At 55.3% G+C, this 22,688-nt stretch carries 22 protein-coding genes and 1 tRNA gene; 12 read left to right on the forward strand and 11 right to left on the reverse strand.

All coding sequences use genetic code 11. The annotated features are described in order from the left end of the window. Window positions 1-62: 62 nt before the first annotated feature. The gene (locus JO972_RS04990; RefSeq protein WP_309488904.1) at window positions 63-905 is read right to left on the reverse strand and encodes a tetratricopeptide repeat protein; all 843 of its coding nucleotides are present in this window, start codon (window positions 903-905) and stop codon (window positions 63-65) included. Window positions 906-1,016: 111 nt separating this feature from the next. On the opposite strand from JO972_RS04990, the gene thiE reads away from it, so the two are divergent. From thiE to JO972_RS05015, 5 genes are all read left to right on the forward strand, one after another. Continuing rightward, window positions 1,017-1,709: a thiamine phosphate synthase gene (thiE, locus tag JO972_RS04995; protein ID WP_309488905.1), complete on the forward strand. Its 693-nt coding sequence runs from the start codon at window positions 1,017-1,019 to the stop codon at window positions 1,707-1,709. 61 nt (window positions 1,710-1,770) lie between these two features. Beyond that, window positions 1,771-2,691 carry a PfkB family carbohydrate kinase gene (locus tag JO972_RS05000; protein ID WP_309488906.1) on the forward strand — a complete coding sequence of 307 codons (921 nt, stop codon included), beginning with the start codon at window positions 1,771-1,773 and terminating at the stop codon, window positions 2,689-2,691. A gap of 323 nt (window positions 2,692-3,014) precedes the next feature. Beyond that, window positions 3,015-4,037, forward strand: coding sequence for a hypothetical protein (locus JO972_RS05005; protein ID WP_309488907.1), 1,023 nt, complete (start codon window positions 3,015-3,017; stop codon window positions 4,035-4,037). 25 nt (window positions 4,038-4,062) lie between these two features. Further along, window positions 4,063-4,653 carry a PEP-CTERM sorting domain-containing protein gene (locus JO972_RS05010; RefSeq protein ID WP_309488908.1) on the forward strand — a complete coding sequence of 197 codons (591 nt, stop codon included), beginning with the start codon at window positions 4,063-4,065 and terminating at the stop codon, window positions 4,651-4,653. A gap of 291 nt (window positions 4,654-4,944) precedes the next feature. Next, window positions 4,945-5,034: transfer RNA gene (locus tag JO972_RS05015), tRNA-Ser, on the forward strand. Window positions 5,035-5,126: 92 nt separating this feature from the next. Here JO972_RS05015 and JO972_RS05020 read toward each other — a convergent pair. Continuing rightward, the gene (locus JO972_RS05020; RefSeq protein ID WP_309488909.1) at window positions 5,127-6,902 is read right to left on the reverse strand and encodes a hypothetical protein; all 1,776 of its coding nucleotides are present in this window, start codon (window positions 6,900-6,902) and stop codon (window positions 5,127-5,129) included. A gap of 193 nt (window positions 6,903-7,095) precedes the next feature. Between JO972_RS05020 and thrS the strand changes: the two genes are divergently transcribed. The 3 genes from thrS to JO972_RS05035 all read left to right on the forward strand — a co-directional run bounded on the left by thrS (window position 7,096) and on the right by JO972_RS05035 (window position 10,189). Beyond that, window positions 7,096-9,000 (forward strand): threonine--tRNA ligase, encoded by a 1,905-nt coding sequence (gene thrS, locus JO972_RS05025; RefSeq protein ID WP_309488910.1) that lies wholly within the window; start codon window positions 7,096-7,098, stop codon window positions 8,998-9,000. A gap of 232 nt (window positions 9,001-9,232) precedes the next feature. Continuing rightward, window positions 9,233-9,874 (forward strand): translation initiation factor IF-3, encoded by a 642-nt coding sequence (gene infC / locus JO972_RS05030; protein WP_309488911.1) that lies wholly within the window; start codon window positions 9,233-9,235, stop codon window positions 9,872-9,874. A gap of 54 nt (window positions 9,875-9,928) precedes the next feature. After that, window positions 9,929-10,189, forward strand: coding sequence for a PLDc N-terminal domain-containing protein (locus JO972_RS05035; RefSeq protein ID WP_309488912.1), 261 nt, complete (start codon window positions 9,929-9,931; stop codon window positions 10,187-10,189). A gap of 32 nt (window positions 10,190-10,221) precedes the next feature. Here JO972_RS05035 and JO972_RS05040 read toward each other — a convergent pair whose 3' ends face one another. After that, on the reverse strand, window positions 10,222-11,007 hold the full coding sequence (locus JO972_RS05040) for a L,D-transpeptidase family protein (RefSeq protein ID WP_309488913.1): 786 nt from the start codon (window positions 11,005-11,007) through the stop codon (window positions 10,222-10,224). A 73-nt stretch (window positions 11,008-11,080) separates the two neighbouring features. Here JO972_RS05040 and JO972_RS05045 point away from each other — a divergent pair, with 73 nt between their 5' ends. After that, window positions 11,081-11,695 (forward strand): L,D-transpeptidase family protein, encoded by a 615-nt coding sequence (locus JO972_RS05045; protein WP_309488914.1) that lies wholly within the window; start codon window positions 11,081-11,083, stop codon window positions 11,693-11,695. A 33-nt stretch (window positions 11,696-11,728) separates the two neighbouring features. Next, window positions 11,729-12,601 (forward strand): S-methyl-5'-thioadenosine phosphorylase, encoded by an 873-nt coding sequence (mtnP, locus tag JO972_RS05050; protein WP_309488915.1) that lies wholly within the window; start codon window positions 11,729-11,731, stop codon window positions 12,599-12,601. Here the strand turns inward: mtnP and cysK are convergent. Next, complete coding sequence (gene cysK / locus JO972_RS05055; protein WP_309488916.1) at window positions 12,598-13,512, reverse strand: cysteine synthase A; 915 nt, start codon at window positions 13,510-13,512, stop codon at window positions 12,598-12,600. The genes mtnP and cysK overlap by 4 nt on opposite strands. Before the next feature lie 6 nt (window positions 13,513-13,518). Continuing rightward, window positions 13,519-14,997 (reverse strand): leucyl aminopeptidase, encoded by a 1,479-nt coding sequence (locus JO972_RS05060; protein WP_309488917.1) that lies wholly within the window; start codon window positions 14,995-14,997, stop codon window positions 13,519-13,521. A 176-nt stretch (window positions 14,998-15,173) separates the two neighbouring features. On the opposite strand from JO972_RS05060, the gene JO972_RS05065 reads away from it, so the two are divergent. Continuing rightward, window positions 15,174-15,596 (forward strand): hypothetical protein, encoded by a 423-nt coding sequence (locus JO972_RS05065; protein WP_309488918.1) that lies wholly within the window; start codon window positions 15,174-15,176, stop codon window positions 15,594-15,596. A 32-nt stretch (window positions 15,597-15,628) separates the two neighbouring features. Here the strand turns inward: JO972_RS05065 and JO972_RS05070 are convergent, their stop codons facing one another. From JO972_RS05070 to JO972_RS05095, 6 genes are all read right to left on the reverse strand, one after another. Further along, window positions 15,629-16,267 carry an NAD(P)H-dependent oxidoreductase gene (locus JO972_RS05070; RefSeq protein WP_309488919.1) on the reverse strand — a complete coding sequence of 213 codons (639 nt, stop codon included), beginning with the start codon at window positions 16,265-16,267 and terminating at the stop codon, window positions 15,629-15,631. A gap of 25 nt (window positions 16,268-16,292) precedes the next feature. Continuing rightward, window positions 16,293-18,833 carry an LPS assembly protein LptD gene (locus JO972_RS05075; RefSeq protein WP_309488920.1) on the reverse strand — a complete coding sequence of 847 codons (2,541 nt, stop codon included), beginning with the start codon at window positions 18,831-18,833 and terminating at the stop codon, window positions 16,293-16,295. 61 nt (window positions 18,834-18,894) lie between these two features. Beyond that, window positions 18,895-19,317 carry a hypothetical protein gene (locus JO972_RS05080; RefSeq protein ID WP_309488921.1) on the reverse strand — a complete coding sequence of 141 codons (423 nt, stop codon included), beginning with the start codon at window positions 19,315-19,317 and terminating at the stop codon, window positions 18,895-18,897. Then, window positions 19,296-19,754, reverse strand: a complete 459-nt coding sequence (locus tag JO972_RS05085) for a phage holin family protein (protein ID WP_309488922.1) — start codon at window positions 19,752-19,754, stop codon at window positions 19,296-19,298. Before JO972_RS05085 ends, JO972_RS05080 begins: the two co-directional genes overlap by 22 nt. A gap of 212 nt (window positions 19,755-19,966) precedes the next feature. Beyond that, window positions 19,967-20,404, reverse strand: coding sequence for an ElaB/YgaM/YqjD family protein (locus JO972_RS05090; RefSeq protein ID WP_309488923.1), 438 nt, complete (start codon window positions 20,402-20,404; stop codon window positions 19,967-19,969). Between the two features lie 293 nt (window positions 20,405-20,697). After that, complete coding sequence (locus JO972_RS05095; protein WP_309488924.1) at window positions 20,698-21,357, reverse strand: MBL fold metallo-hydrolase; 660 nt, start codon at window positions 21,355-21,357, stop codon at window positions 20,698-20,700. A gap of 270 nt (window positions 21,358-21,627) precedes the next feature. Here JO972_RS05095 and recA point away from each other — a divergent pair, with 270 nt between their 5' ends. Next, on the forward strand, window positions 21,628-22,659 hold the full coding sequence (recA, locus tag JO972_RS05100; RefSeq protein ID WP_343221539.1) for a recombinase RecA: 1,032 nt from the start codon (window positions 21,628-21,630) through the stop codon (window positions 22,657-22,659). The last annotated feature ends 29 nt before the right edge of the window (window positions 22,660-22,688 follow it).

The following is a 22,688-nucleotide window of genomic DNA, read 5'->3' on the forward strand; positions in this document are numbered from 1 at the left end:
AGTCGCAAAGGCTGGGTTATTTGCAAGTGCAAATTTTAAAAACTTTGCAAAGTTTAGCCAAACTATCGAGGTCCTTCATTGAGGTTCTCAGCTGGCTTTTGGGGCTCTTCTGATTGGCCTTCTGCATCGGGTGCGTCAGCAGGCTGGGTGGCTGGCTGATCTTGATCGGGAGCGACCAGAGGAGGGAGTGTGGGAGCGGGGGATGGTGTGCTGCCGGCGGCCGCAGGGGCTGCTGGTGGAACGGCGGGAGCTGGAGCGGTTGGTTTGACTTTGGTGGGGGGCACTGCGTTGACCAGTTGCAGTCGGGCGCTGGCGGTATCGGCATAGGTGTTGCCTTGGCCGGTATTGTCCTCGGCTGCTTTTTCATACCAGGTCTTGGCTCCTTCTGTGTCGCCGGCGGCCTTGGCAATATCGCCCAAGGTGATCTGAGCAAGAGGGGCGATGTAAGCGGCGGATTCATCGTTGGCCACTTCGGTCAGGGTGCTGACGGCTTCGTCGTTCTTCCCTTGCGCGAGTTGGCGCAGTCCGAGGCTGACCTTTGCCGTGGCGGCGGCCGAGTGTTCGGGGTGCTCGGAAATGAAGCTTTGCAAAGTGCTGACGGCTTCGTCTTTGGAGTCTTCCCACTGGACACCTGCGAGCAGGAGTTGAGCGCTGGCGGCGGCTTCGCTGTCAGGCCACTTGCTGATGACTTCTTGGTATTCTGTCGCCGTGTTGGCTGCGTAGAGTGCCGATCCTGCTTCTTCTGCTTCGGCCTCGGCCAAACCGGAGTAAATCACGTATCCGATCACTGCGAGGGCAATCAGAATGGCTCCGATCACAAGTTTCGGAGTGTGGCGGTCCAGAAATTGATCGAGTTTGCTCGGTCCGTGGTCAATTTCAGCGATGGGATTAGATATTTCAGCCATAATGTAGTACTTCTCGGCGGGTGATAGCCGAGGATACCGGGGATGGCAATTGAATTTAGCGTCCACTTTGATGTCGCCTCAGGTCAGTTTGATGTTTGATGTTGGCAGATCTTGCCCTATGGCGGTGGCGGAATGGAAAGTGACACGATTACAGAAGGTCCGCTGGCTCAGGCGAAACTCTACGGCATCCTCGATACCGGCTATGTGGAGGTGGAAAACATGATGCATGTTGCTTCCCAGCTGCTCGAAGGTGGAGCCGGTGTGCTGCAGCTGCGTGCCAAGGGCTACGATGCCGAGGGTGTGCTCGCACTGGCTCGTAAGCACCTCGCCGACTTGCCGGCCCTTTGTCGTAAGCATCAGGTTCCGTTCATCATCAACGATTTTCCCGATGTGGCCGTGGCCTTGGGGGCCGATGGTGTGCACATTGGTCAGGACGATGGATCGCTCGCTGCGGTGCGTCAGGTAGTTGGCTCAGAGATGCTGGTTGGCCGCTCGACCCATTCGGTGGAACAGGCCCAAGGCGCCTTGGCGGAAGGGTTCGATTACATCGGTTTTGGTCCGCTGTTCCCAACCCCCACGAAACAAGGTCGCCCCGGCATCGGTCTGGAGAATATCCGCGTGGTTCAGGAAACGGTGGGCTGCGAGATTCCAGTTTTCTGCATCGGTGGGGTGAAGCCGGACAATTTGGAATTGGTGCTTGCCTCCGGTGCGCGCCGCGTGGTCATTGTTTCCGCGCTCTTGCTGGCCGAGGATGTTCAGTCCTCCACCCGCGAGGTGGTGTCATCACTCGGCGAGAGCTCCTAGACGACTGCCGGGCCAGAGGTTCAGGCCATTTCATTTTCCCATCACAATTTACCATACCACCATGTCCAACATCATCATCGGCGGAACCATCGCCATCGACAACGTCTCCACTCCGAATGCCGAAGCTAAGAACCTCCTCGGAGGATCTGCGGCCTACGCATCTCTCGCTGCCAGCTATTACACCAAGCCAGCTCATCTGGTCGGCGTGGTCGGTCACGATTACCCGGAGGAACATTTGGAAATGCTCGAAAGTCACGGCGTGGATCTCAGTGGTGTTGAACGCTCCGATAGCGAGTCCTTTACCTGGACCGGGGAATACCACGAGAATATGAACGATCGCACCACGCACCGCGTCGGTCTCAACGTGCTGGAAAGCTGGAAGGTCCAGGTGCCTGACGAGATCGCCGACAGCCGCATCGTGGTGCCCGCCAACATGTCGCCGGACAACCAGATCGAAATGCTCGATCAGTGCACCGCCGCCGAGAAGTTTGTGGTCGCCGATACCATGGATCTCTGGATTGAGATCGCCAACGAACGCCTCCACGAAGTGCTACAGCGCATCGATCTTCTGGTCATCAACGAGTCCGAAGCCCGCGACTTCGCCGGCACCAGCAATCTGATCCTCGCCGGTGAGATTCTGTTGGAAAAAGGACCCCGCTACGTCGTCATCAAGCTCGGCGAGTTTGGAGCCATCTTGTTTGGGCCGGACAACGCCATCTTCAAGTTCCACGCCTGGCCGCTGCGCGAAATTGTTGACCCCACAGGCGCGGGCGACACCTTCCTCGGAGCCATGGCCGGCTATTTGGCAGACCTCGGCGGCGTTGATTTTAGCTTCGCCCAGATCCGCGATGCCATTCTGCGCGGTTCTATCCTCGCCAGCTTCACCTGCGAGGATTTCTCCACTCGCCGACTCGAAACCGTCACCGAGCAGGAAATTCAACAACGTCTCGACGGTCTCAAGGCCATGAGTCAGTGGGACTAAAACTGCCCGGAACGGCCTGAAAAAGTGGTTTTTTGAGCTGTCTAGAATTGTTCAAGCAACGTTCTCCGGTCGCACTTCTCCTGTGGTAACTCTCAGTGGGTCAATTGGCTGATGTATGCTTAGGTTCTCTGAAATGTGCGCTTAAATGAGTTAAAACGCTCTTTGAACATTGACATCCGAGGCGGCAAACAGCAAATTGCATTCAATCGGAGATAGCTGAAATGTGTCCATACGGCATGATGAATATAATCCGAGGCTGACGCAGGTGGCATTTCTTGCTTCAAACAAGCTTGCCCCAAGAACCTAATCTCAAACACACTAAGATGAAAATTACCACGATCACCACAATGGCCGCCCTGTTGATGGGCGCTGCCAGTGCCGTTGCTCAGGACACGGCTTACACCAAGCCTGCGGGCTTTGTTACTCACACTGTTTCACCCGGGTTGAACATGCTGGGACTGACATTGCACGAACCTATCGCTGTTGCTGGTGTGTTAGGCTCTCTGTCTGGTGATGATATAGCCACTAATATTTCGGATTTGTCAGCATCATTGGGTGATTCAGACTCAGACAGCAAGGTCATCATCGAAATCACGGATGGTGATAACGACGGGTTGATTATTGAAGCTACTAGTTGGAGTGGAAGTTCCTTCACGAATATTCCGGGGCTTGATGCATCTCTTGAAGGAGATAGCTTTCAAGTAAGGTGGGCTCCTTCTATTTCTGACTTGTTTGGTTCTGATAATAGCAAGGGCTTCAAGGCTGGTGATCTACAAACTGCCGATGTCATCTGGATTTCTAATGGAACTGGAGGTTTTGATAAATATTACTACAGCGAGGGCGACCCTGGTGCATTTCCTGTGCCTGTGACAGCCGGTTGGAAAAACTCAGTGGGCGGCGATGCTGCAAATACTCGGATCAATTACATGGATGGTATTTTTATCCAAAGACGCGAAAATAGTGATTTGGATTTGGTTTTCACAGGTGCAGTCAAAACGACGAAAACGTTGTTGGACCTGAGAGGTGGAGGTGCATATAATTACTACAGCGGGATTTTTCCTGCATCGACGACGTTGTCTGATAGCAATCTTCAGGCCGTACTTACTCATGGAGATTTGACCAATGGCGATGTTGTTTGGATGCCAAGTGATGTTGGTGCATGGAATAAGTTTACCTACCGAGATGAAGACCCCGCCGCATTTCCCGTTCCTGTTACTGAGGGCTGGAAAGATTCCGTGGGTGGGGATGCATCAGATGTTGAAATGACATCTGGCTTCATTATCCAACGACGTGGAGCAGCTGTAAACGCTCCATACGAGCCTAACGACTTATATGACAATCTTTAAAAACTAGCCTTAGACTATATCTAATATGAAAAAATTAATAAGCATAACCGCGCTGAGTATCGGAATCTCAGCAATAGCCCAATCAGCTACAGTCACTTTAGAGACTAAAGCATTTGTTAATTATAGTGACGGTTCAACTCCTGTCACTGATAACACAGGTACAGTTTCTGTGGGCTTTTATGATTCAGAACCAACATTTGGAACTGAGGTATCTACTGCTGATATTTTGTCCGATTACACTGCCTTGGGCAGTGGGGCATTCGAGGATTCTATCGGTAATCTAGACGGATACTTTAGGTTTGATTTAACCGAAAATATTACCTCTGAATATGCCTCAAAGGATGTTTATATTGTTCTGGGTAATGCTAGCACTCTAGAGGCATCTGATGAGTTCCTAGTTTGGAAAGCTACCTCAAATCCAGACGGTAATACTTTTGTTGAAGATGATCCTCTTGGAGGGCCCGGATCCGTGGCTCTTGACAATACAACAGGCTCATTGCTCTTGGGTGATTTCGAAAGTGGTGAATTTAATATGATTAGTGTCGTCCCAGAACCATCCTCCACAGCGCTTTTTGGCCTGGGTGGTTTGGCTTTGCTGATCCGCCGCCGTCGATAGACTGAGCGAAATTTTTATCAATGGAGTCTTGGAGTGATCCAAGGCTCCATTTTTTTGTGTTGGCACAGAGCCTGTAGGGTGGGGGTGAGGATTTTTTCGAGCCGAGGATGAAAATCCTGCTTGATTGCCAACGCCAGATCGTTAGTTTTTGCGCGCCCGAGGAACTAAAGTGTCGCCAGCCAAGGATTCACCCCTGCTGCGATGTTCTCCGAAGGCTGACTCTCACTAGTATCGACTGCGAGACCCGAGAGTTCAACATCATGGAGAGCCAAGCTCTCCGCACAAGTTCCAGGAGGGATGGCTGAGTGGTCGAAGGCGCTCGATTCGAAATCGAGTGTGGCAGGAATGTCACCGTGGGTTCGAATCCCACTCCCTCTGCCACTTGGTGGCATGACCGCCCAATATGCCCGCTAGGTGTCACTTGGCTTTGGCGCTTCAGAACTCGGTGAGAAAAAGGCAGCACCGGCCTACCTTCATTTCAGCGCTTTAAATCGATCACGGTAATAGCTGCCGTCGGGCGTGATCACATCGGCATGCAGGATCAGCAGGTGAGTGCGGCTGGCACTGTTCGGATGGCCGAGTTCAACGATGGTGGGTTTGCCATCGGGGATGGTGATGGCTGTTTCAAGGATGATGGAGGTTTTTTCATCGCCCAAAGCTTGGCTGTGAATGGCAAAACCTAGATCTACCTTCTGGCTGGACTCACTGATAGTAGGCTCCACTTCAAATTCATAATCACGTGAGGTGACTTCTTTTCCTTCCTTATTCTTGTAGACGTTGGCAGCCATTTCCTGCCCGCTTGTAGCACGTTCGCCACTCCTTGCTGTGCTTGCATACATCGCCTGCGTTTGCGGGTGACTAAGGGCAATTTTTTCCAGACTCCACTGAGTGGGTTTGAGTCCCCCGGCATTCACTTCTACGATACGTGCTGTGATTCTCACCATGCGCGCTGTGGAGCTGAAACCTTTGATGATAGAAACCATGTCTGCTTGAGTAGTAAGGCTTCCGGTGATGATTAGACGGGAGTTTGAACTGTTGAAGTAAATGCTTTCGCCCTGACGTTTGGTTAATCCTAAGAGGTGGCATTGCGGGGTGATATCAAACACGGTGTCGTCTGGACCTAGATGTTGGGTCGGCTTGTAGTTTTTGATGCGGATGGGCGCTGGTATTTTTTGCGGCCCTTTCGTATTGGGGCCTGCGCCGAATGGACTATCCTGGCCAAGGTCGTTATGATTCAGTGCGGTTCTCAGCTTCACTAGAAAATCAGAATCACATCGGAAAGCTTTCGTTTCGAATGGTTTCGGCGTGGCTTTGTGGCCCTTGGGTGTCATGTTGCCTCGCATGGCATATGCTCCTTCGATTTTAGAAATATGGATGCGATTGATGCGGTGTTCTGAGTGATTTAAGAGGCCTTTGAGTTCACTGGTTTCGGTAATTAACAGGAAATTTCGCCGATCTTGCCCTTGGATCCCACAATCAAGTATAAGCGGTTTTCCGACAGAAGTGGTAAAAGCTGTATTCTGCATCACTGAAGATTTATGCTCACCAGTCCAAGCCTGAGCATACTCGATTCTAACATCTGCGATGATAGCGCTTTCACCCAGGGTGGGCTCAAGAACGAGATAGCTGGTGGGTTCAGGTGCTTTCTTGCGGAACTCAATCAGGGCTCTTTCTCCACTGCGGCAGACGTTTCCATGACGAGCGTGCACAGTATAATCTAGCTGGAGTAGGCGCTCCATCGTCCAGGCTTGATTGTCCAAGCCTTGATCTGGAACGGAGACCAATACGCTGCGATGGATGAAGTTGAACGGCCCGCAGCAGTGGTGGACAGCGAAACAAATGGATTCCAGAATGTCGGCATTGCCCGGATCGAGACAGTAGTAGAGACGATTGTCTCCAGACATGCCTCCGGAGTGAAGCACCCATTGATGTTCTGACACGCGAATCCCCAGCTCATGAACTAGCTTCGAGATGTCACGATAACCTGGATGCTGGGGAACGCATTGAGGTAGGCGAGCCATGTCTACTATGGGGCCAAGAACTCCTTGGCCAGGTCTTACTCGTATTGTGTCCTTGTCGTTTTCACCTCCGAAAGGGTCATCGGCGGTGGCTTCTTTGGGGGATGGTAAAAGTTGGCTGACAAAATCTGGAGCTAACTCGATGATTCCAAAATAGAATCCGTTGGTGTTGTCGAGGTCGTATTCCTGCCACGCAGTTTCCGCTTTGGCATCCTTCTTTTCCTCCGCCATGAGGGAGGGGAAGCACGATAGGAGTAAACCGATCGCAGCAAGTTGACACATCTTCATCATGCTCGCAGACTAACACTTACCTGACCGTGCTGTAAACAGCGCAAAGTAGGATCACTTGCTAAGCTGACTTACCTGGCACCTGACGCTGTAAAAGCTTGCAAATCCGCGCGGGTAATGGCTTTTTCCTCCCGTCATGCCTGAAGCGAACGATGCGGCCAACGAGCCAGCGAAAGAACGGAAAACACTCGATCAACGCCACCAGATGTCCGATCTGGATCGGCTCCGCCACTCCTGTGCCCACGTTTTGGCGACCGCCGTGCTGCGGATCTGGCCGGACGCTCAATTGGCCGGCGGACCACCGGTGGAAAGTGGTTTCTACTATGACATCGACCTGGATCACTCGATCACTCCGGACGATTTCCCCAAAATCGAAGCCGAGATGAAGAAGATCGTGAAGGAGAACCAGCGCTTTGAAAAAGAGGTGGTGACCCGCGATGAGGCCATGGAGCTGGCAAAGAGCGGTCGTCTCGGTGCTCTGTCCGAGCGCGATGCCGTGAGTCAGTTCAAGGTGGATCTGCTCAACGACATCCCTGAAGGTGAGGAAATTTCTATTTTCAAAAATGGCGAGTTCTGGGACCTCTGTGCCGGTCCTCACGTCGGCCGCACTGGTAACTGCAAAGCGCACAAGATCATGAGCGTGGCATCGGCCTTCTACAAAGGCGACAACACCCGCCCGCAGCTTCAGCGTATTTACGGCACCTGTTTCAAAAACAAAACCATGCTCGACGAGCACCTCGAAAAGCTCGAGGAAGCGAAGAAGCGTGACCACCGTCGCTTAGGTAAAGAGCTTGGCATTTTCCACATCGATGAAGCGGTGGGGCAGGGGCTGATCCTCTGGAAACCCAAGGGCGCACTGATGCGCCGTGCGCTGCAGGACTTCATCACCGATGAGCTGGACAAGCAGGGATACTCCCAGGTGTTCACCCCACACATCGGCAAGTTGGACCTCTACCGCACCTCCGGCCACTTCCCTTACTATCAAGAAAGCCAATTTCCGGCGATTGCCGAGCGTGATACTCTGGAAAAGTTGGCGGATGAAAATGCCAGCTGCTCGACGCTGACCAACGGACTGGAAACTGGCACGATCGAGGGCTACATGCTCAGGCCGATGAACTGCCCCCATCACATTAAGATTTATGCCAGCGATCATCACAGCTATCGTGATCTGCCAGTGCGCTTGGCCGAGTTCGGCACCGTTTACCGCTGGGAGCAGTCCGGCGAGCTGGGCGGCATGACACGTGTTCGTGGCTTCACCCAAGATGATGCCCACTTGTTCTGCACCCCCGATCAGGTGGCAGAAGAGGTTCAGAGCTGCCTTGAACTGGTGAAAAAAGTGCTGAAAACGCTCGGCATGAACGATTACCGCGTGCGTCTTTCATTGCGTGATCCTGACTCTGACAAATACGTCGGCGAACCAGAAAACTGGGACAAAGCCGAGGACGCCCTGCGTCAGGCGGTGCAAATTCTCGGTGTTGATTATACTGAGGAAGAGGGTGAAGCTGCTTTCTACGGGCCAAAAATTGACTTTGTGGTGAAGGACGTGATTGGTCGCGACTGGCAGCTGGGCACGGTGCAGGTGGACTACAACCTGCCTGAGCGCTTTGACCTTACATACATCGGCTCTGACAACAAACCGCACCGTCCGGTGATGATTCACCGCGCGCCATTCGGCTCGCTGGAACGCTTTACGGGTCTCTTGATCGAGCACTTCGAGGGCAAGTTCCCGACTTGGCTATCGCCTGAGCAAGTGCGCGTGCTGCCGATTTCCGAGAAATTCAACGACGCGGCCGATGAAGCGGTGAAAGCGCTCGCCGAAATTGGTGTCCGTGTCTCTGCCGACCGCAATGCGGACAAGGTGGGTGCCAAGATTCGACTTGCCAGAATGGATCGTGTGCCGTATATGCTAGTCATCGGAGCACGGGAAGCTGAAAGCGGAACCGTCTCTGTGAGACACCGGGATCGGGATGATCTGGGTGCGATGACTCTCGATGAATTTGTTCAAACCATCCAACAGGAAATTGCCGACCGTGCACTGTGAGTCGGCACAAGGATGCCGCACCTCCGAGTGTGCCCTGTTGATTCCTAGCTGCAGCCCCTGCACCACGCATGAAGCGTATGGAGAATAAGATGGCATACTCGTCTTTTTTACACGTCGTGATGACGTGTGTCCGATCGACTCCCGCAGTCAGTTAGACACCCCCTTTCCCTAAACAACCAAGGAGAATACCATAGCAAAACCGAAGAAAAAGCCAAACCGCAGCCGCCGTGACATGACTCGTGTCAATGAGCGTATCCGTGCACCCAAGGTGCGAGTCGTTTATGAAGATCAACAGCTCGGCGTGATGAGTTCGCGCGTGGCTGTTGAAAAGGCCAAGTCCGTGGGCTTGGATCTTGTGGAGGTGGCGGCCAATGCCAATCCTCCCGTCTGCCGCGTTTGTGACTATGGGAAATACAAATACGAGCAAGCCAAGCTCAAGAAGAAAGCTCCCAAGGTGGCCAATCGAATCAAGGAGATCAAACTCCGGGTGGGAACGGACACACACGATTACAATATCAAGCTGGCGCGCGCCGAGCAGTTCCTGGATCAAGGGAACAAGGTGCGTGTGCGTCTGCAGTTCCGCGGTCGGGAAAATGCTCACCGCGAGATCGGATTCGAAGTGCTCACCAAGGTGGGCGAAGATCTGAAGCAGATCGCCAACGTCGATCAGGCGCCACGCTTGGCCGGACGCGCCGTGACGATGATGCTTTCCCCGCTGCCCAAAGAGCAACGCAAGCGTCACTTCTATCTCAGCCACGGTAACTTGGTGGACCCTGATGACGAGGGTGACGAAGATATCGAGTTTGACGATGACGACGAGCTCGGCGATGATGTTCAAGCCGACGCCAACGAGGGAGATAAGGCGGGCGAATAACCCAAATCATTTTTAGGGCGGTGTGATCAAGAGTCACACCGCCTTTTTTCAATCATGACGATGCTTTTTTCAACTCTCGCCCAAGCCGAACCCAACGGCAGCATGATGATTCTGCCGGCGCTGCTGTTTTTTGCCATTGGTATTGCCTTTGTGGTATTCTGGATTTGGACCTTGGTGGACTGTATTAAAAACGAACCCTCGGAGGGTAACGACAAAATCGTCTGGGTGCTCGTGATCGCACTGGCCGGATGGATCGGCGCCCTGATCTACCTGCTGGCCCGCCGCCCGACGCGCAAACGCGAACTCGGCCGCTAGCGCAGTGGTTTTGTCGGTTAAACCGACCGGCCTCACTCGCTGAACAGGTAGCGCTGATCGCGCACCTCAACATTGGGTGGTGTCTTGTGGGTCTCAAACCAATCGTAACCTTCCTTGAGGTTTAGCCAGAAGGGATGCCAACTGGAGTTTGTCGCCTCGGCCAGGCGGGCGTCGCTCATCCGGAAGGGGAAGGAATGCACCCGGAAGAACGCTTGCCCATTTTCCAGGGCCAGGGCGCAGAGGGTGTAGATTTCTTCGATCATCAAATCGGTCATGGCGAAGCAGCCGATCGAGACCCGGTTGCCGTGCACCATGATGAATGAGCCGGTGCGGCTGTGGGCTCGATCGTAGGCATTCGGGTAGCCGATGTTGAAGGCCAGGTGGAAGGTGCTGTCCGGCTTCATTTGGGACGGCCCAACGGCATAAAAACCTTCGGGCGCCTGCTGGTCGCCCTCGGCGAGTTTCGGCCCTAGCTTTCCTGACATTGCGGCGATGGTCCAGGTGCGGAAATGCCGGTAGCGGCCGCTGGCGCTGTGGCGCACCCAGATTTCCAGCTCACGGCTTTCCTTGAAGATGCGGATGAAGACCGGATCGCCGAGTTTCAGATCTCGTTCTGCCAGGGCCTTACTGAGTCGAGGCGAGCGCCGGGTGATGGCATCTTTGGCGCGTAGGTCTCCTCGACGGTATTCCTCCTCGCTGAGTGTGCTGATGGGGTCCATGGAAATGTTCGGTGGCTGCAGCTGGAATTCATACCACATCCAGCCGCCGAAAGCGCTGAGGCTTCCCAGCATGATGAGGATGGAGCTGCGGAGAGTCATTGGGGATGATCTTCTGACTTTTACCATTGGAATCCCGGCAGATGAAACTTATTTTGCCGGTGTGAGCAAGCTTGTGAAAAATTCCTGCCGAGGTGTGATGATGTTGTTAATCACGACCCTGGTATCATGCCAGTGGATGCCTGGCGGTGGCCCCGGCTACGAAGTCAACAAGCCGCTCTACCGCAAGGCGGATGCCGAGCAAACTTCGGTGAAAATCTCACTCTGGGATCAGAAAGCCTGGCTGCTGGACGGCGAAGGCAGAGTGATCCTGAAAACGGATGTCTCCACCGGTGTGCCAGACCATGAAACCCCTACGGGGACATTCGCTGTGCTGGAGAAGCTGGAGCACAAACGCTCGAACCTCTACGGCAAGTATGTCGATGCCAAGAGCCGCAAGGTGGTGGTGGAAAAGAACTGGCTGCACGAAGGACCGCCGCCTGCAGGCACCGTCTACGAGGGCACCGACATGCCCTACTGGCTCCGGCTCACCTGGGATGGCGTGGGCATGCATGTGGGTGGTTTCCCGCTGCGCACACGTGCCAGCTTCGGCTGTATCCGAGTCTACAAAAAAGCCCAGCCACTGATCTATCAGAAGGCGCAGATCGGCACGCCGGTCACCATTTTCCAAAAGAGCCTCGCCGTGGACATGGCGGGGAAAGAGGACTTTGGTGTGCGCAGCAAGTTCTAATGGTAGCCCCGGGCAACCATCACCTCATTATTTATGCATAGTATAGGAATCATCGGAGGCAGTGGCCTTTACGAAATTGAAGGGTTTGAAAAAACCGAGGAACGCAGCATCGAGACACCCTTCGGGGAACCCTCCGATGTGATCGTCGGCGGAACGATGGCGGGTCGCCAGGTGTGGTTTCTGCCACGGCACGGCAAAGGGCACCGACTGCTGCCTCACGAAATCAACCACCGCGCGAACATCTGGGCACTGCGCAGTCTCGGGGTGCGCTGGCTGATCTGTGTCACCGCCGTGGGAAGCCTGAAGGAGGCCTACGAACCGCGCCACATCGTGCTGCCCGATCAGTATTTCGATCGCACCAGCCGTCGTGATCAGCACACGTTTTTCGGCAATGGGATCTGCGCCCACATTGGCTTTGGCGATCCTGTTAGCGCCGGGATGCGCAACATCCTCGCCGAAGCCGCCGAGGCGGAAGCCTGCGTGGTGCACAACGGGGGGACCTACGTCAACATGGACGGTCCCGCCTTTTCGACCCGTGCGGAAAGTGAGGCGAACCGTCAGCTCGGCTTTGACATCATCGGCATGACGAATCTGCCGGAAGCAAAGCTGGCCAGAGAGGCAGAGATCGCGCTGGCCACCCTGGGCATGATCACGGATTACGATTGCTGGCATCAGGAGGAAGAAGACGTCAGCGTGCAAACGGTGATTGGTCACCTGATGGCGAACTCTGCCAAGGCGAAAAAAATCATAGCCCGCGCCATCGCCGAAGTGCCGGAAACTCCAAACTGGCCTGAGCACGATGCCCTGGCGCCCGCGCTGATGACGCCCCAGGAATACTGGCCTGAGCAAACGGCTGAAAACCTCAAGCCGCTGCTAGGCAAGTATATGGAATCGAGCGGTAGTTAGACATCGAACAAACCGTCTACCGAGAGGTAGCGCTGGCCGGTGTCGCAGAAGATGCAGACGATGGTTTTGCCGGCATGCTCCGGCATTTCCGCCAGCCTTTTGGCGACGGCGGCATTCGCTCCCGAGGTGATGCCCACGAGGATGCCCTCGGTGGCGGCGATCTCACGGCAGGCGGCAAAGGCTTCCTCTTCGGAGATCAGCTCAAAGGCGTCAATCACGGTCGCGTCCAGTGCCTCGGGCACAAAGCCGGGTGCTGTGCCCATGATCCGGTGGGGTTGGAATTTCCCCTGGGAGATGTATGGGGCGATATCAGGCTCGATGGCAATGCACTGGATCTCAGGATTCTGCTCCTTGAGATAGCTGCCCGTGCCGGTGATGGTTCCTCCGGTGCCGAGGGCGGCGACAAATAGATCCACCTTGCCCTCGGTGGCCTGCCAGATCTCCGGGCCGGTCCCTTGGTAGTGCGCTTTGGGGTTGTCCTTGTTGCGGTGCTGGCCGAGGTAGAAATAGTCCGGGTTTTCGGCGCAGAGTTCATCGAGCTTGGCCTTGGCTCCTTTGGTGCCGAGTTCCGCCGGGGTGAGGATGAGCTCCGCCCCGAGCGCTCGCATCACCATCTGGCGTTCGACGCTCTGGATCGCTGACATCACGATGATCACCCGGTAACCGAGACGATTACCGATGGATGCCAGGGCCATGCCGGTGTTTCCGGAGGTTGCCTCGATGATGGTGTCGCCCTTGTGCAAATCCCCGCGCGCCTCTGCCTGGAGGATGATTTCCCGCACCGGGCGGTCCTTGATGCTAATTGGGTTCATGAACTCGCATTTGGCGAGGATGTTGGCCCCCGGCGCGTAGGCATTGAGCCGCAGCAAAGGGGTGTTACCGATCAGCTCTGAGAGATTGTCGTAAATCATGGCGAATTAGGATTCGTATTGATCGGCAATCCATTGGTTCAGCAAACGGACACCAAATCCGCTGGCAAAGTTCGGAAAGCGCGGGTCCTTGGAGGGCTCCTTATGGGTCGCGGTGCCTGCGATATCGAGGTGCACCCAGGGGATGTCACCAACGAAACGTTGCAGGAACTGTGCTGCGGTAATCGATCCCGCACCGCCGGCCACGGAGTTCTTCATGTCGGCGGAAGGGGAGTCTAACAATCGATCGTAAGCCGGTGACATTGGCAGTCTCCAAGTTTTTTCCGTGGAGGCTTTGGATGCGTCCTCAAAGGCGGATGCGAGCTTGTCCGAATTCGTGAACAGGCCGGCGTGTTCGTGACCGAGGGAGACGATGATGGCTCCTGTGAGCGTGGCGAGGTCGACCATGGCGCGCGGTTTAAACTTCTCCTTGGCATACCAGAGCGCATCGGCGAGGACGAGTCGACCTTCGGCATCGGTGCTTTGCAGCTCGATGGTTTGTCCGGACATCGAGGTGATGATGTCACCCGGGTTCTGAGCTTTGCCGTCCGGCATGTTTTCGGACAGGGCGACAATGCCGATGACATTGGCCTTGGCCTTGCGCAAGGCGACGGCGTGCATGGCACCGACCACAGCGGCAGAGCCTCCCATGTCCGCCTTCATGTTCCACATCCCTGGAGCCGGTTTGAGCGAAATGCCACCAGTATCGAAGGTGATGCCCTTGCCCACCAGGCAGACAGGTTCTTCATCCTTCTTGCCACCGAGCCACTTCATTACGACCAGTTGCGATTCGTGCTGGGACCCCAGACCTACGCCTACCAGAGCGTGCATGCCCAGAGCGGTCATCTGTTTCTCGCCGAGCACTTCCACTTTCAGGCCGAGCTCGGTCATTTTTTTCAATCGTGCGGCATAGGCCTTGGGGAACAGAGTGTTGGATGGTTCGTTGACCAGATCGCGTGCCAGCAGCTGGCCCTCACTCACGGGTCCGTAGAATTGCTTGAAGGCGGCGCGCGCTTTGGTGGGATCGTCCACGATGATGCGCAGAGTCGTCACGGTGGTCTCGCTGTGCTCGGGGAGCTTGGTGCGGTAGTTGAAAAAATGATACCCGGCGAGTCGTGCCCCCATGCCGGCGGAGGCTTGCTCTTCCGGTGTTAGATCGAGACCGTCGAGGTGCAGGGTGATAGTTTTGTGCGCGCCAGTGCGATGTTGTTTCAGCACCTTGGCGGCAAACAGCTCGGCATTGAAGTCGTCCTGCTCGCCCACGCCCTCGAGAAAGAGTCCAGCGACGTCGGATCCTTTGGGGAGGAATACCGGGAGGCTGCTATCGGCCTCGCCGGTGAAGCTGGCGGCCTTGGCGGCGGCGGCAAGCTGGCCTTTGGAGTCGGTCCAATACTGCTTTCCTGCGCCATGCAGGCTGTTTTTGTTGAACACGGGGACGACGACCACACCGGAGGTGGCCTTTTGACTAGCGGCAAATGTGATTTTCAAAATGATGAGAAAAATTGGTTTCTAAGATATCCACACCTCACCTTCTGCCCCCTTCGAAGTCAATGGGGATTCCAGATATCCGCCCGGATGATGGGTAACAATTCTTACCTTTCCGGCACTTGCCTGTGTCTGTTTGTTAGGCTTGGCAGGTTTTTGATCCTGTGTATGATTTTGAAATGTCGCGCAATACACTCTATGCCTCGATTGCTCTGATGCTGGTTGTTCTTATTGGTTCCGCCGGTGCCTATTGGGGAATTAAGAAGTTCCGTCAGAAGCAAAACCAAGAGTTCCGCTTTGAAGGGAAACTCACTGCACGCCAAGACGGGGTGGAGCCTGATAAGTTCAAAGAGGCGATCCTCACCGATGCGGTGATGACCAAGGCCATCACCGAGCACGATCTGGTGAGCCGCTGGGGGCTGAGCGATGAAGTGGCCGCCAAGGTGAAACTGACCGAAAAGTTCAGCGTGAAAGTAGAGGGCCGCGAGATCACTGTGGGATTTCAGGATAAAGACAAATCCCTGGCTCAAGCTGTCTTAAAGAGCTTGATGGCTTCCTTGTATGAGCAAGCCCATGGTAAGCAAAGTGGCGGAGGCATGTAATCCGCCCGCCACTTTGGTGTAATGAGAGCGGTTTAGATCGAGTCGATCACGCTGGCTTTTTCAAAGCGAACTTTGGGGATTTCAGCGTATTTGTCGTTAGCGGATCGGTAACCTAGCGCACAGGCGACGGTGGTGCAGTAGCCGCTGCCTTCCAGGTTTAAAATACGGTCGTATTCTGCGGGGATGATGCCTTCCATCGGGCAGGCGTCCACGCTGAGGGCTGCGGCGGATGCCATCAGCTGCCCCAAGGCGATGTAGACTTGGTTCTTGGACCAGGCTAACTTTTGGGCCTCGTCCATATTTCCGAGGAAGCCACGCATCATGCCGGCATAGCCATCGAGACTTTCACGGTCGACACCACGGATTTCAACCAAGCGATCCAGCCAGGCATCGATCTCGGTGTCGCCCACTTGGGATCTCGCGCAGAGCACGACCATGTGGGAGCAGTCGGTCACTTGGTGCTGATTCCACGAGTGGGTGAGTAACTCCTGGCGCACGTGGGCATCGGTGACGGTTAGAAACTTCCAAGGCTGGAGGCCGAAGGAGGAAGGTGTGAGGACCAGGCTCTGCTCGATGGTGTCCCAGATGTCAGACGGGATCTTCTTTTCAGCGTCAAATTCCTTGGTGGCGTAGCGCCAGTTCAGGCTTTGGATTAGTTCTTGTGGTGTCATGAATGGTATCGGCGGCTGCAAGCGGCTATTCGTTATCGACGGAAAGCGGCAGGTTCATGCGAGGGAATTCCTTCAGGGTGAAATTCAGCACCAGGCCGTATTCATCACTGGCGTCCCGGTTGTCACGCATAAGCAGGCCTAGCGAGCCGGTCCAGCTATCGAAGTCATGGTGGACGCTGATCTGCTGCACCTCCAGAGTGCCATCGTCAAATTCCCAACGTTGATAAAAGCCCAAGCCCCAAGCCTCACTCAGGCGGAGGTAGCCCTTGATGTCCACCCGGTCGCTGTCGTTAAGGATCGGGTGATTGTTCAGCTGACGATATCCCAGACTGAGTTCCATTCGCTCATTCGGCATGAAGTTGATCCAGCTGGAGACCTCACGGAAACCGGACCCACCACCGGCGATAGGGAACTGCGTTTCCAGATCCAAGCTCATCCATGGTAGTGGCTGCCAGGTGATTTCATTGTAGAGATTGGAAAAATCACGTCCCAGCTCCGGGTCATTGAAGAAGACGTCGATGTAGGTGTTCATGGTCAGCCATTCGTGGGTGTCGCCATTGCGTTTGGTCATCAGGCGGTTACGCATGCCGAGACGCATGATCGACCAGTCACTCAGGTCATCGATGGCAGTGAAACGGCCGACTTCGAGAGGACGAGGACGGGTGGATGGCGTCAGCTGATCGATGCCGTAGAATGAGCTGTCCATCCCATTGGTGGAGAGCTGTGAGAAGTTGATGTAGGGCTGGAAGATGTGCAGTAAGCCATCGATACCGAGGTCGGCATTCTGGATGTCCGGATAGACTTTGGAGAATTTCATCGAGAGATCCAAGCCCACGGAGAAGTGAGTGCTGCTGAACGAGTCGGTGTCGTTTTCTAGTCCCCAATAGCGGGTGTGGCCAAAGCCGGCACGAGGGACGATGGCGACGGCGCCGCCGTGGTTGAGCGGCAGGCTGAACTCGTGGTAGGTGTGGAAGCGGCTGAATCCACGATCGTCTAACACGCTGTTGATTTCCGCGAGGCGCGGGTCTCCGGGGAGCAGGGCATCGGCCTCGGCCTGGAGTTCGTTTTCATAATAATCTGCTAGATATTCGCGGTAGATACCAAAGCTGGTCTGCCCCTCATGCAGCACAGGGCTGTCCCAAAGTGGCCCCTTGACCTGATCGAGGAAGATCTCGGGCAGACGGGTGTCGGTGGTGTAGAAATCATTCAAACGCAGACGAGCATAGAGCCCGGCGAGAGCCTTAGGATTACGGTGGAAAATTCCGATGTCATTGTCGGGGTTCGGGTTGATTTTGTAAGTGCCCGGTTCGTAATCCTCGAGGAAATAGCGATCGCTGAGGGCGGTGACGTCGAAATCGAGGAAGGTGCGGCTGTCGCCCTGTTCACGGAGGGTAAGACGATGCTTGAGCTCAAGTTTCCAGCGGTCTTCATTGACGAATCCACGGTCTTCCGAAGAGCGCTCCAATGACGGGTCCCAATCGTTCAGATAGTAAAGTTTCAGCCAGCCGAGGTTTTCATTCTCTTTGAGACGATAGTCGTAGAGGTCCAGACCGGTGCCGATACCGCGACGTGTGCGGATATCGAAATGCCACTGGGAGAGCAACCAGGCATTCTCGCGCTCGCCGGTGACTTCATCGACATCGCCGCCGAGCATGATGCCGTAGGTGTTCAGCAGGTAGAGGCCCCAGCTGGTTTTCGCTCCGGGGAGGAAGTGGTAACCGAGGTCGGCATCGAGAGGCTGGGAAAGGTAGGGGAGCCAGAAAATTGAGGTGTCCCCAGCGTAGAGACGCAGGTTCTTGAAGATGACCTTATTCCCCGGATAGATGGTGGTGGTGTCCGAGCGGAGCCAGAAGTTCGGGTTTTCCACATCGTGCGTGGTGATGCCGGCGTTCTGGCCGACGTAGGCTTTGCGACCATTGTGGTCTTCGAGCTTGAAGCTGTCGGACTCTAATAAGATTGGTCCGAGCCGACTCGCCAGGCCTTCGGTCCCGAGCTGGCGGGTGCCGTAGTTGTAGACGGCGCGGTCGCCCCGGTGCAGGGTGGGGCCTTGATAGATGCTGACGTTACCTAACAGGGTGACGACTTTCTTTTTGGCGTCGAGGGTGACCCTGTCTGAAAAAAGGTGCATGCCGGGTGCCGGTGTGCCGTCGGGGTTCTTACCCGCTTTTTGCAGCACGGAGACATTGCCGGTGAGGATGGCCGTTTCGGCCTTGGCATCGACGAGCACCTTGCCGGCTTTTAGCACCAGGCCATTGTCGCCTTGGACAATTACTTTTCCAAGAAAGAGGTAGGTTCCTTTTTCCAGATCAAATTCCAGCGTGCCATCGTTATCAACCCGGATACTGCTGGGCATCTCAGGCATGCCGGCGAAGTTGCCGCCGAGACCGGCATCGAAGTCTGGCTGAGTGGGGTCGCCACCACGGCCAAGCTGCTGTTCACCCTCTTGACCGGCAGCGGCGTCCGCGTCAGGACTGGCGGCCGGAAGGTCTTGGGCAGAGAGATGCGACGTGTGCGCAATACACAGGAAACTCAGGGGAAGGAAGATGCTAGAACCGAAACGCCTCATTGCCTGCACTGTGGCCGAAATGTGCCTATGGAGTAAAGATCAAAGAAAGTTCTGACAGAAATCACCGTGGCTGCGGTGGCGTCGGTGTTTGGAACTGATCGGGCTCCATGGGGGCGAGGCGGCGTTGGTTCAGAGAGTTCACCTGAGCGACGGCGGCTTTCTTGGCAAAATCGATCAGCCACTTCTTCGCGGCGGGTTTGATCGCGATCAGCAACCAGCCGAGCAGGATCTTGGTGAAAGGTTTGCGCACCTTGACGGCTTTCACTTTTTTGGGTCGGCGCAGTAACAGGGTGGCGGCGAGACCGGTGACGGCCGAGCCGATAAGCAGCTGCTTGGGCTTGCGCTGCATCAAGCCGCGGAACTGCTTCCTGACGTTGAGCTTTTCTTTCAGCTGGCTACGTCCCTGATCAATCAGCACGCGCGAGTCGGCGAGCTGGGCGATGAGTTCCTGTTTTCTCAGGGCTACTTGTTTCTTTTTAGCCATTGTTTATCGTTTTCAAGTTCCTGACGCGTGAGACCGAATAGTTCTTCGCTTGGTTTTTTCTTCAGGCGCATCAGGCAGATGAGGGCGACGATGGCGTGTAAGAGTGCTAGACCGAAAAGCACTGCACACCAGCCGGGTAACCACGCTACCGAATCCGCCAACCAGCCTCCCACGATGGGCGCGAGCACACCGGTGATTCCGGCAAGCACCAAGCACCAGATGAAGAATCCACAGGCAGCCATGATCACTGCATGGACGATTTTCTGACTGACAAAGCCGGCAGCTTCCTTGGCTTCGATGCTTGCCAGCTCAACGCGTGCAGCGAAAAAGCCACTCAGTGCTTGTTTCAAGTCGGATGGAGCGTCAACAGCATTGCCAAGTTCTGGCGTGAAGTCGGACGGCCGATCGGTGGGATCGGGGTGAGGGTGGGCGGCCATGGATCGATGGGCGGTTCTCTAATAATCGAAGGATGCGATGCAAATTGCCGGAAGCGATGTTGGGAAACGTGACACTGCGTTGTCTGCGGAGACAAGTCCGGACACGGCGAGGTTTCCTATTTCACTCCAGCAAACAGCAAGGAAACGAGGAAAGCGGGAGCTACACAGAGGTAGTTCCCGACTTTCCTACGTTCGAATGATTGCTTGATCAATTAGCGGCGAACGATGATTCCGAGGACGAAGCCAACTCCCAGTGCCGTGAGCACGGATTTGGTGGGGTTCTGGCGGATGTATTCCTCGGTGTCAGCGTGCACGGCACGGGCTTTGACGCGGCCGTGTTGCACTTGCTCGCCAGCCACTTGCTTGAACTGCTGGGCCTTGGCTCCGGCGGTGTCCTTGATGCCGGTGGCCTTGGTGCCAGCGTATTCGCGGAACTGCTGGGCTTTGTCCACCGCAGTCTGCTTGAGTTGCTGGGCCTTGACGCTGGCTTCATTGGCCAGGTGCTTGGCTTTGTCACCAGCTTCGTGGGCGATTTGCTTGGCCTTGTCTCCCGCAGCGGCGCGAAGATCGTTGGCGGCACCGTGGGATGGTGGTGTCTCACTGAAAGGTGATTCGGAGGTTAGATTGGGGTCTGCGTATGTCTCTTCCATGGTTTTGTTAGGTGACTGGGTTTGTAATTCGTGTGTTTGCGAGACACATCAGGCAGCCGTTTCAGGCCTCTGGGATGACTCTCGCGATGCGGTTATCGAAGGGCGGAAGTCACTGCTGGCTTGCCTGTCTCGATAAGCAATGCTCGACTTTCTGTCCTTAGGCATAGGTTGGCACCAAACCAGAGGGAACGCAAGAGAGCGTACAAGGAAAATGAAGAATGTTGGAGCGTGGGCGACTGCTGTTTTTTGTCGGGTCTGTTAGTTTTGAGCCGGTCATCGATCGCTAACAGCTCTTAGAGGAAGGGATTGCCCGATCGTTCTCTGCCGATGCTGGTCTCGAATCCATGTCCGGGGAAAATCCGGGTGTCTTCAGGCAGGGTGAGCAATTTCTCACGGATGCCGGTCAGCAGCAGTTTCTGGTCACCGCCGGGGAGGTCCGGACGACCAATGCTGTCGGCAAATAGAGTGTCACCGACAAAGGCCAAAGCCGGCCCTGAGTCATCGTTCTCACCGGTGATGAAAACAATGCTGTCCGGCGAGTGCCCGGGCACATGTTCGATGCGGAAAGTCATGCCCCCCGAAGTCAGTTCACGGCTGTCGACGAGCACATCGTCGATCCGGTAAGGAGCCACTTCAATCGGCATGCCCCATTGCTCACGAAAGTTCTCCAAGGTCAAATCTTTGGAATACTCGGCAAAGGCGCGGATTTTCACTCCCTTGGCGGCCAGTCGGGCGACGTCCTCGACGTGATCGTAGTGCTGGTGGGTCAGCAGCAGTTCGCCTGGAAGTTCGCCTTCTTGCTCCAGCCAATCAGTGACGCCCGATGGCGCGTCGATTAACACGCTGTGCTCGCCCTCGCCCAGGAGGTAGCCGTTGGTCATCACCATGCCGCCGATGTATTTTCTAATCTTCATGTGCGGCGGAAGCATGCGCAGGATGGCGCGCCGGGTCATGCTAATTTTTGGGGGAAATGTGTGCACTTAAGCGATTCGATCCGGCATTCAGGTGAACCTGTTCTCTATAACACTAATCTAGTGAACAGTTTTTTATTGACGCGTCCGAATCGCGATGGCAGGCTTCGGAAAACCAAAAACACCATTGTCATGAGCACAGCAGCCGCTAAACCTAATTCCGCATCCGCCGCCGATCTTGCCTCTCCCACCCAGGACGCCAAGCCGGCCAAAAAATCAACCACTGCCGACAAGGCATCACCGAAAAAATCCATGGCTACCAAATCCAATGACGCCGACGACAAACTCGCCGCAGCCCGTAAGAAAAATCTCGATCTTGCAATCTCTCAAATCCAAAAAGACTTCGGCGAGACCGCCATCATGCGCATGGGCGACGGCCACCGGGTCGATGTCGATGTCATCCCCACTGGCAACTTGCTGATCGACCGTGCTCTCGGTGTCGGTGGTTTCCCTCGTGGACGGATCGTGGAAGTTTACGGCCCAGAATCCTCCGGTAAAACCACCCTCACCCTGACTGCCATTGCCCAGGCCCAGAAAAAGGGAGGTCTGGCTGCCTTCATCGATGTTGAGCACGCACTGGACCCCGCCTACGCCGCCAAGCTCGGGGTGAATATTGACGATCTCTTAGTTTCCCAGCCGAACTCCGGTGAGGAAGCCCTGCAAATTTGTGAAACCCTGGTGCGCTCCAATGCCATCGATGTGGTGGTTCTGGACTCCGTGGCCGCGCTGGTCACCAAGCAGGAACTGGCCGGGGAAATTGGCGACAGCACCGTCGGCACCCAAGCGCGCTTGATGAGTGCCGCCATGCGGAAGCTCACCGCCTTCATTGCCAAGGCCCGCACCACCTGCATCTTCACCAACCAGATTCGTGAAAAAATCGGCGTCATGTTCGGTAGCCCGGAGACCACCCCAGGTGGCCGTGCGCTGAAGTTCTTCGCCTCTGTGCGCGTGGACATCCGCCGTATTTCCCAGATCAAAGCGACCGATGGCACCATCCAAGGTAGCCGCACCCGCATCAAGGTGGTGAAAAACAAGGTGGCCGCCCCCTTCAAGGAAGCGGAATTCGATATCATGTATAACGAGGGAATCTCCTCAGTCGGTTCCCTTCTGGACCTCGCACTCGAGTTCGACATCGTGCAAAAACGCGGCAGCTGGTTCAGTTATTCAGGCAACCAACTGGCGCAAGGACGCGACGGCGCCAAGCTGGCGTTGAAAGAAGATGCCGCGCTCTACGAAGAAATCGAGACCAAGGTGAAGGAAGCCATGGCTGCCGACAAAGACTAAACGGCTCGACATCATTCAGTTTCATTGAC

The sequence above is a fragment of the Oceaniferula flava genome, assembly GCF_016811075.1.
In the GTDB taxonomy this organism is placed as follows: Bacteria; Verrucomicrobiota; Verrucomicrobiia; order Verrucomicrobiales; family Akkermansiaceae; genus Oceaniferula; species Oceaniferula flava.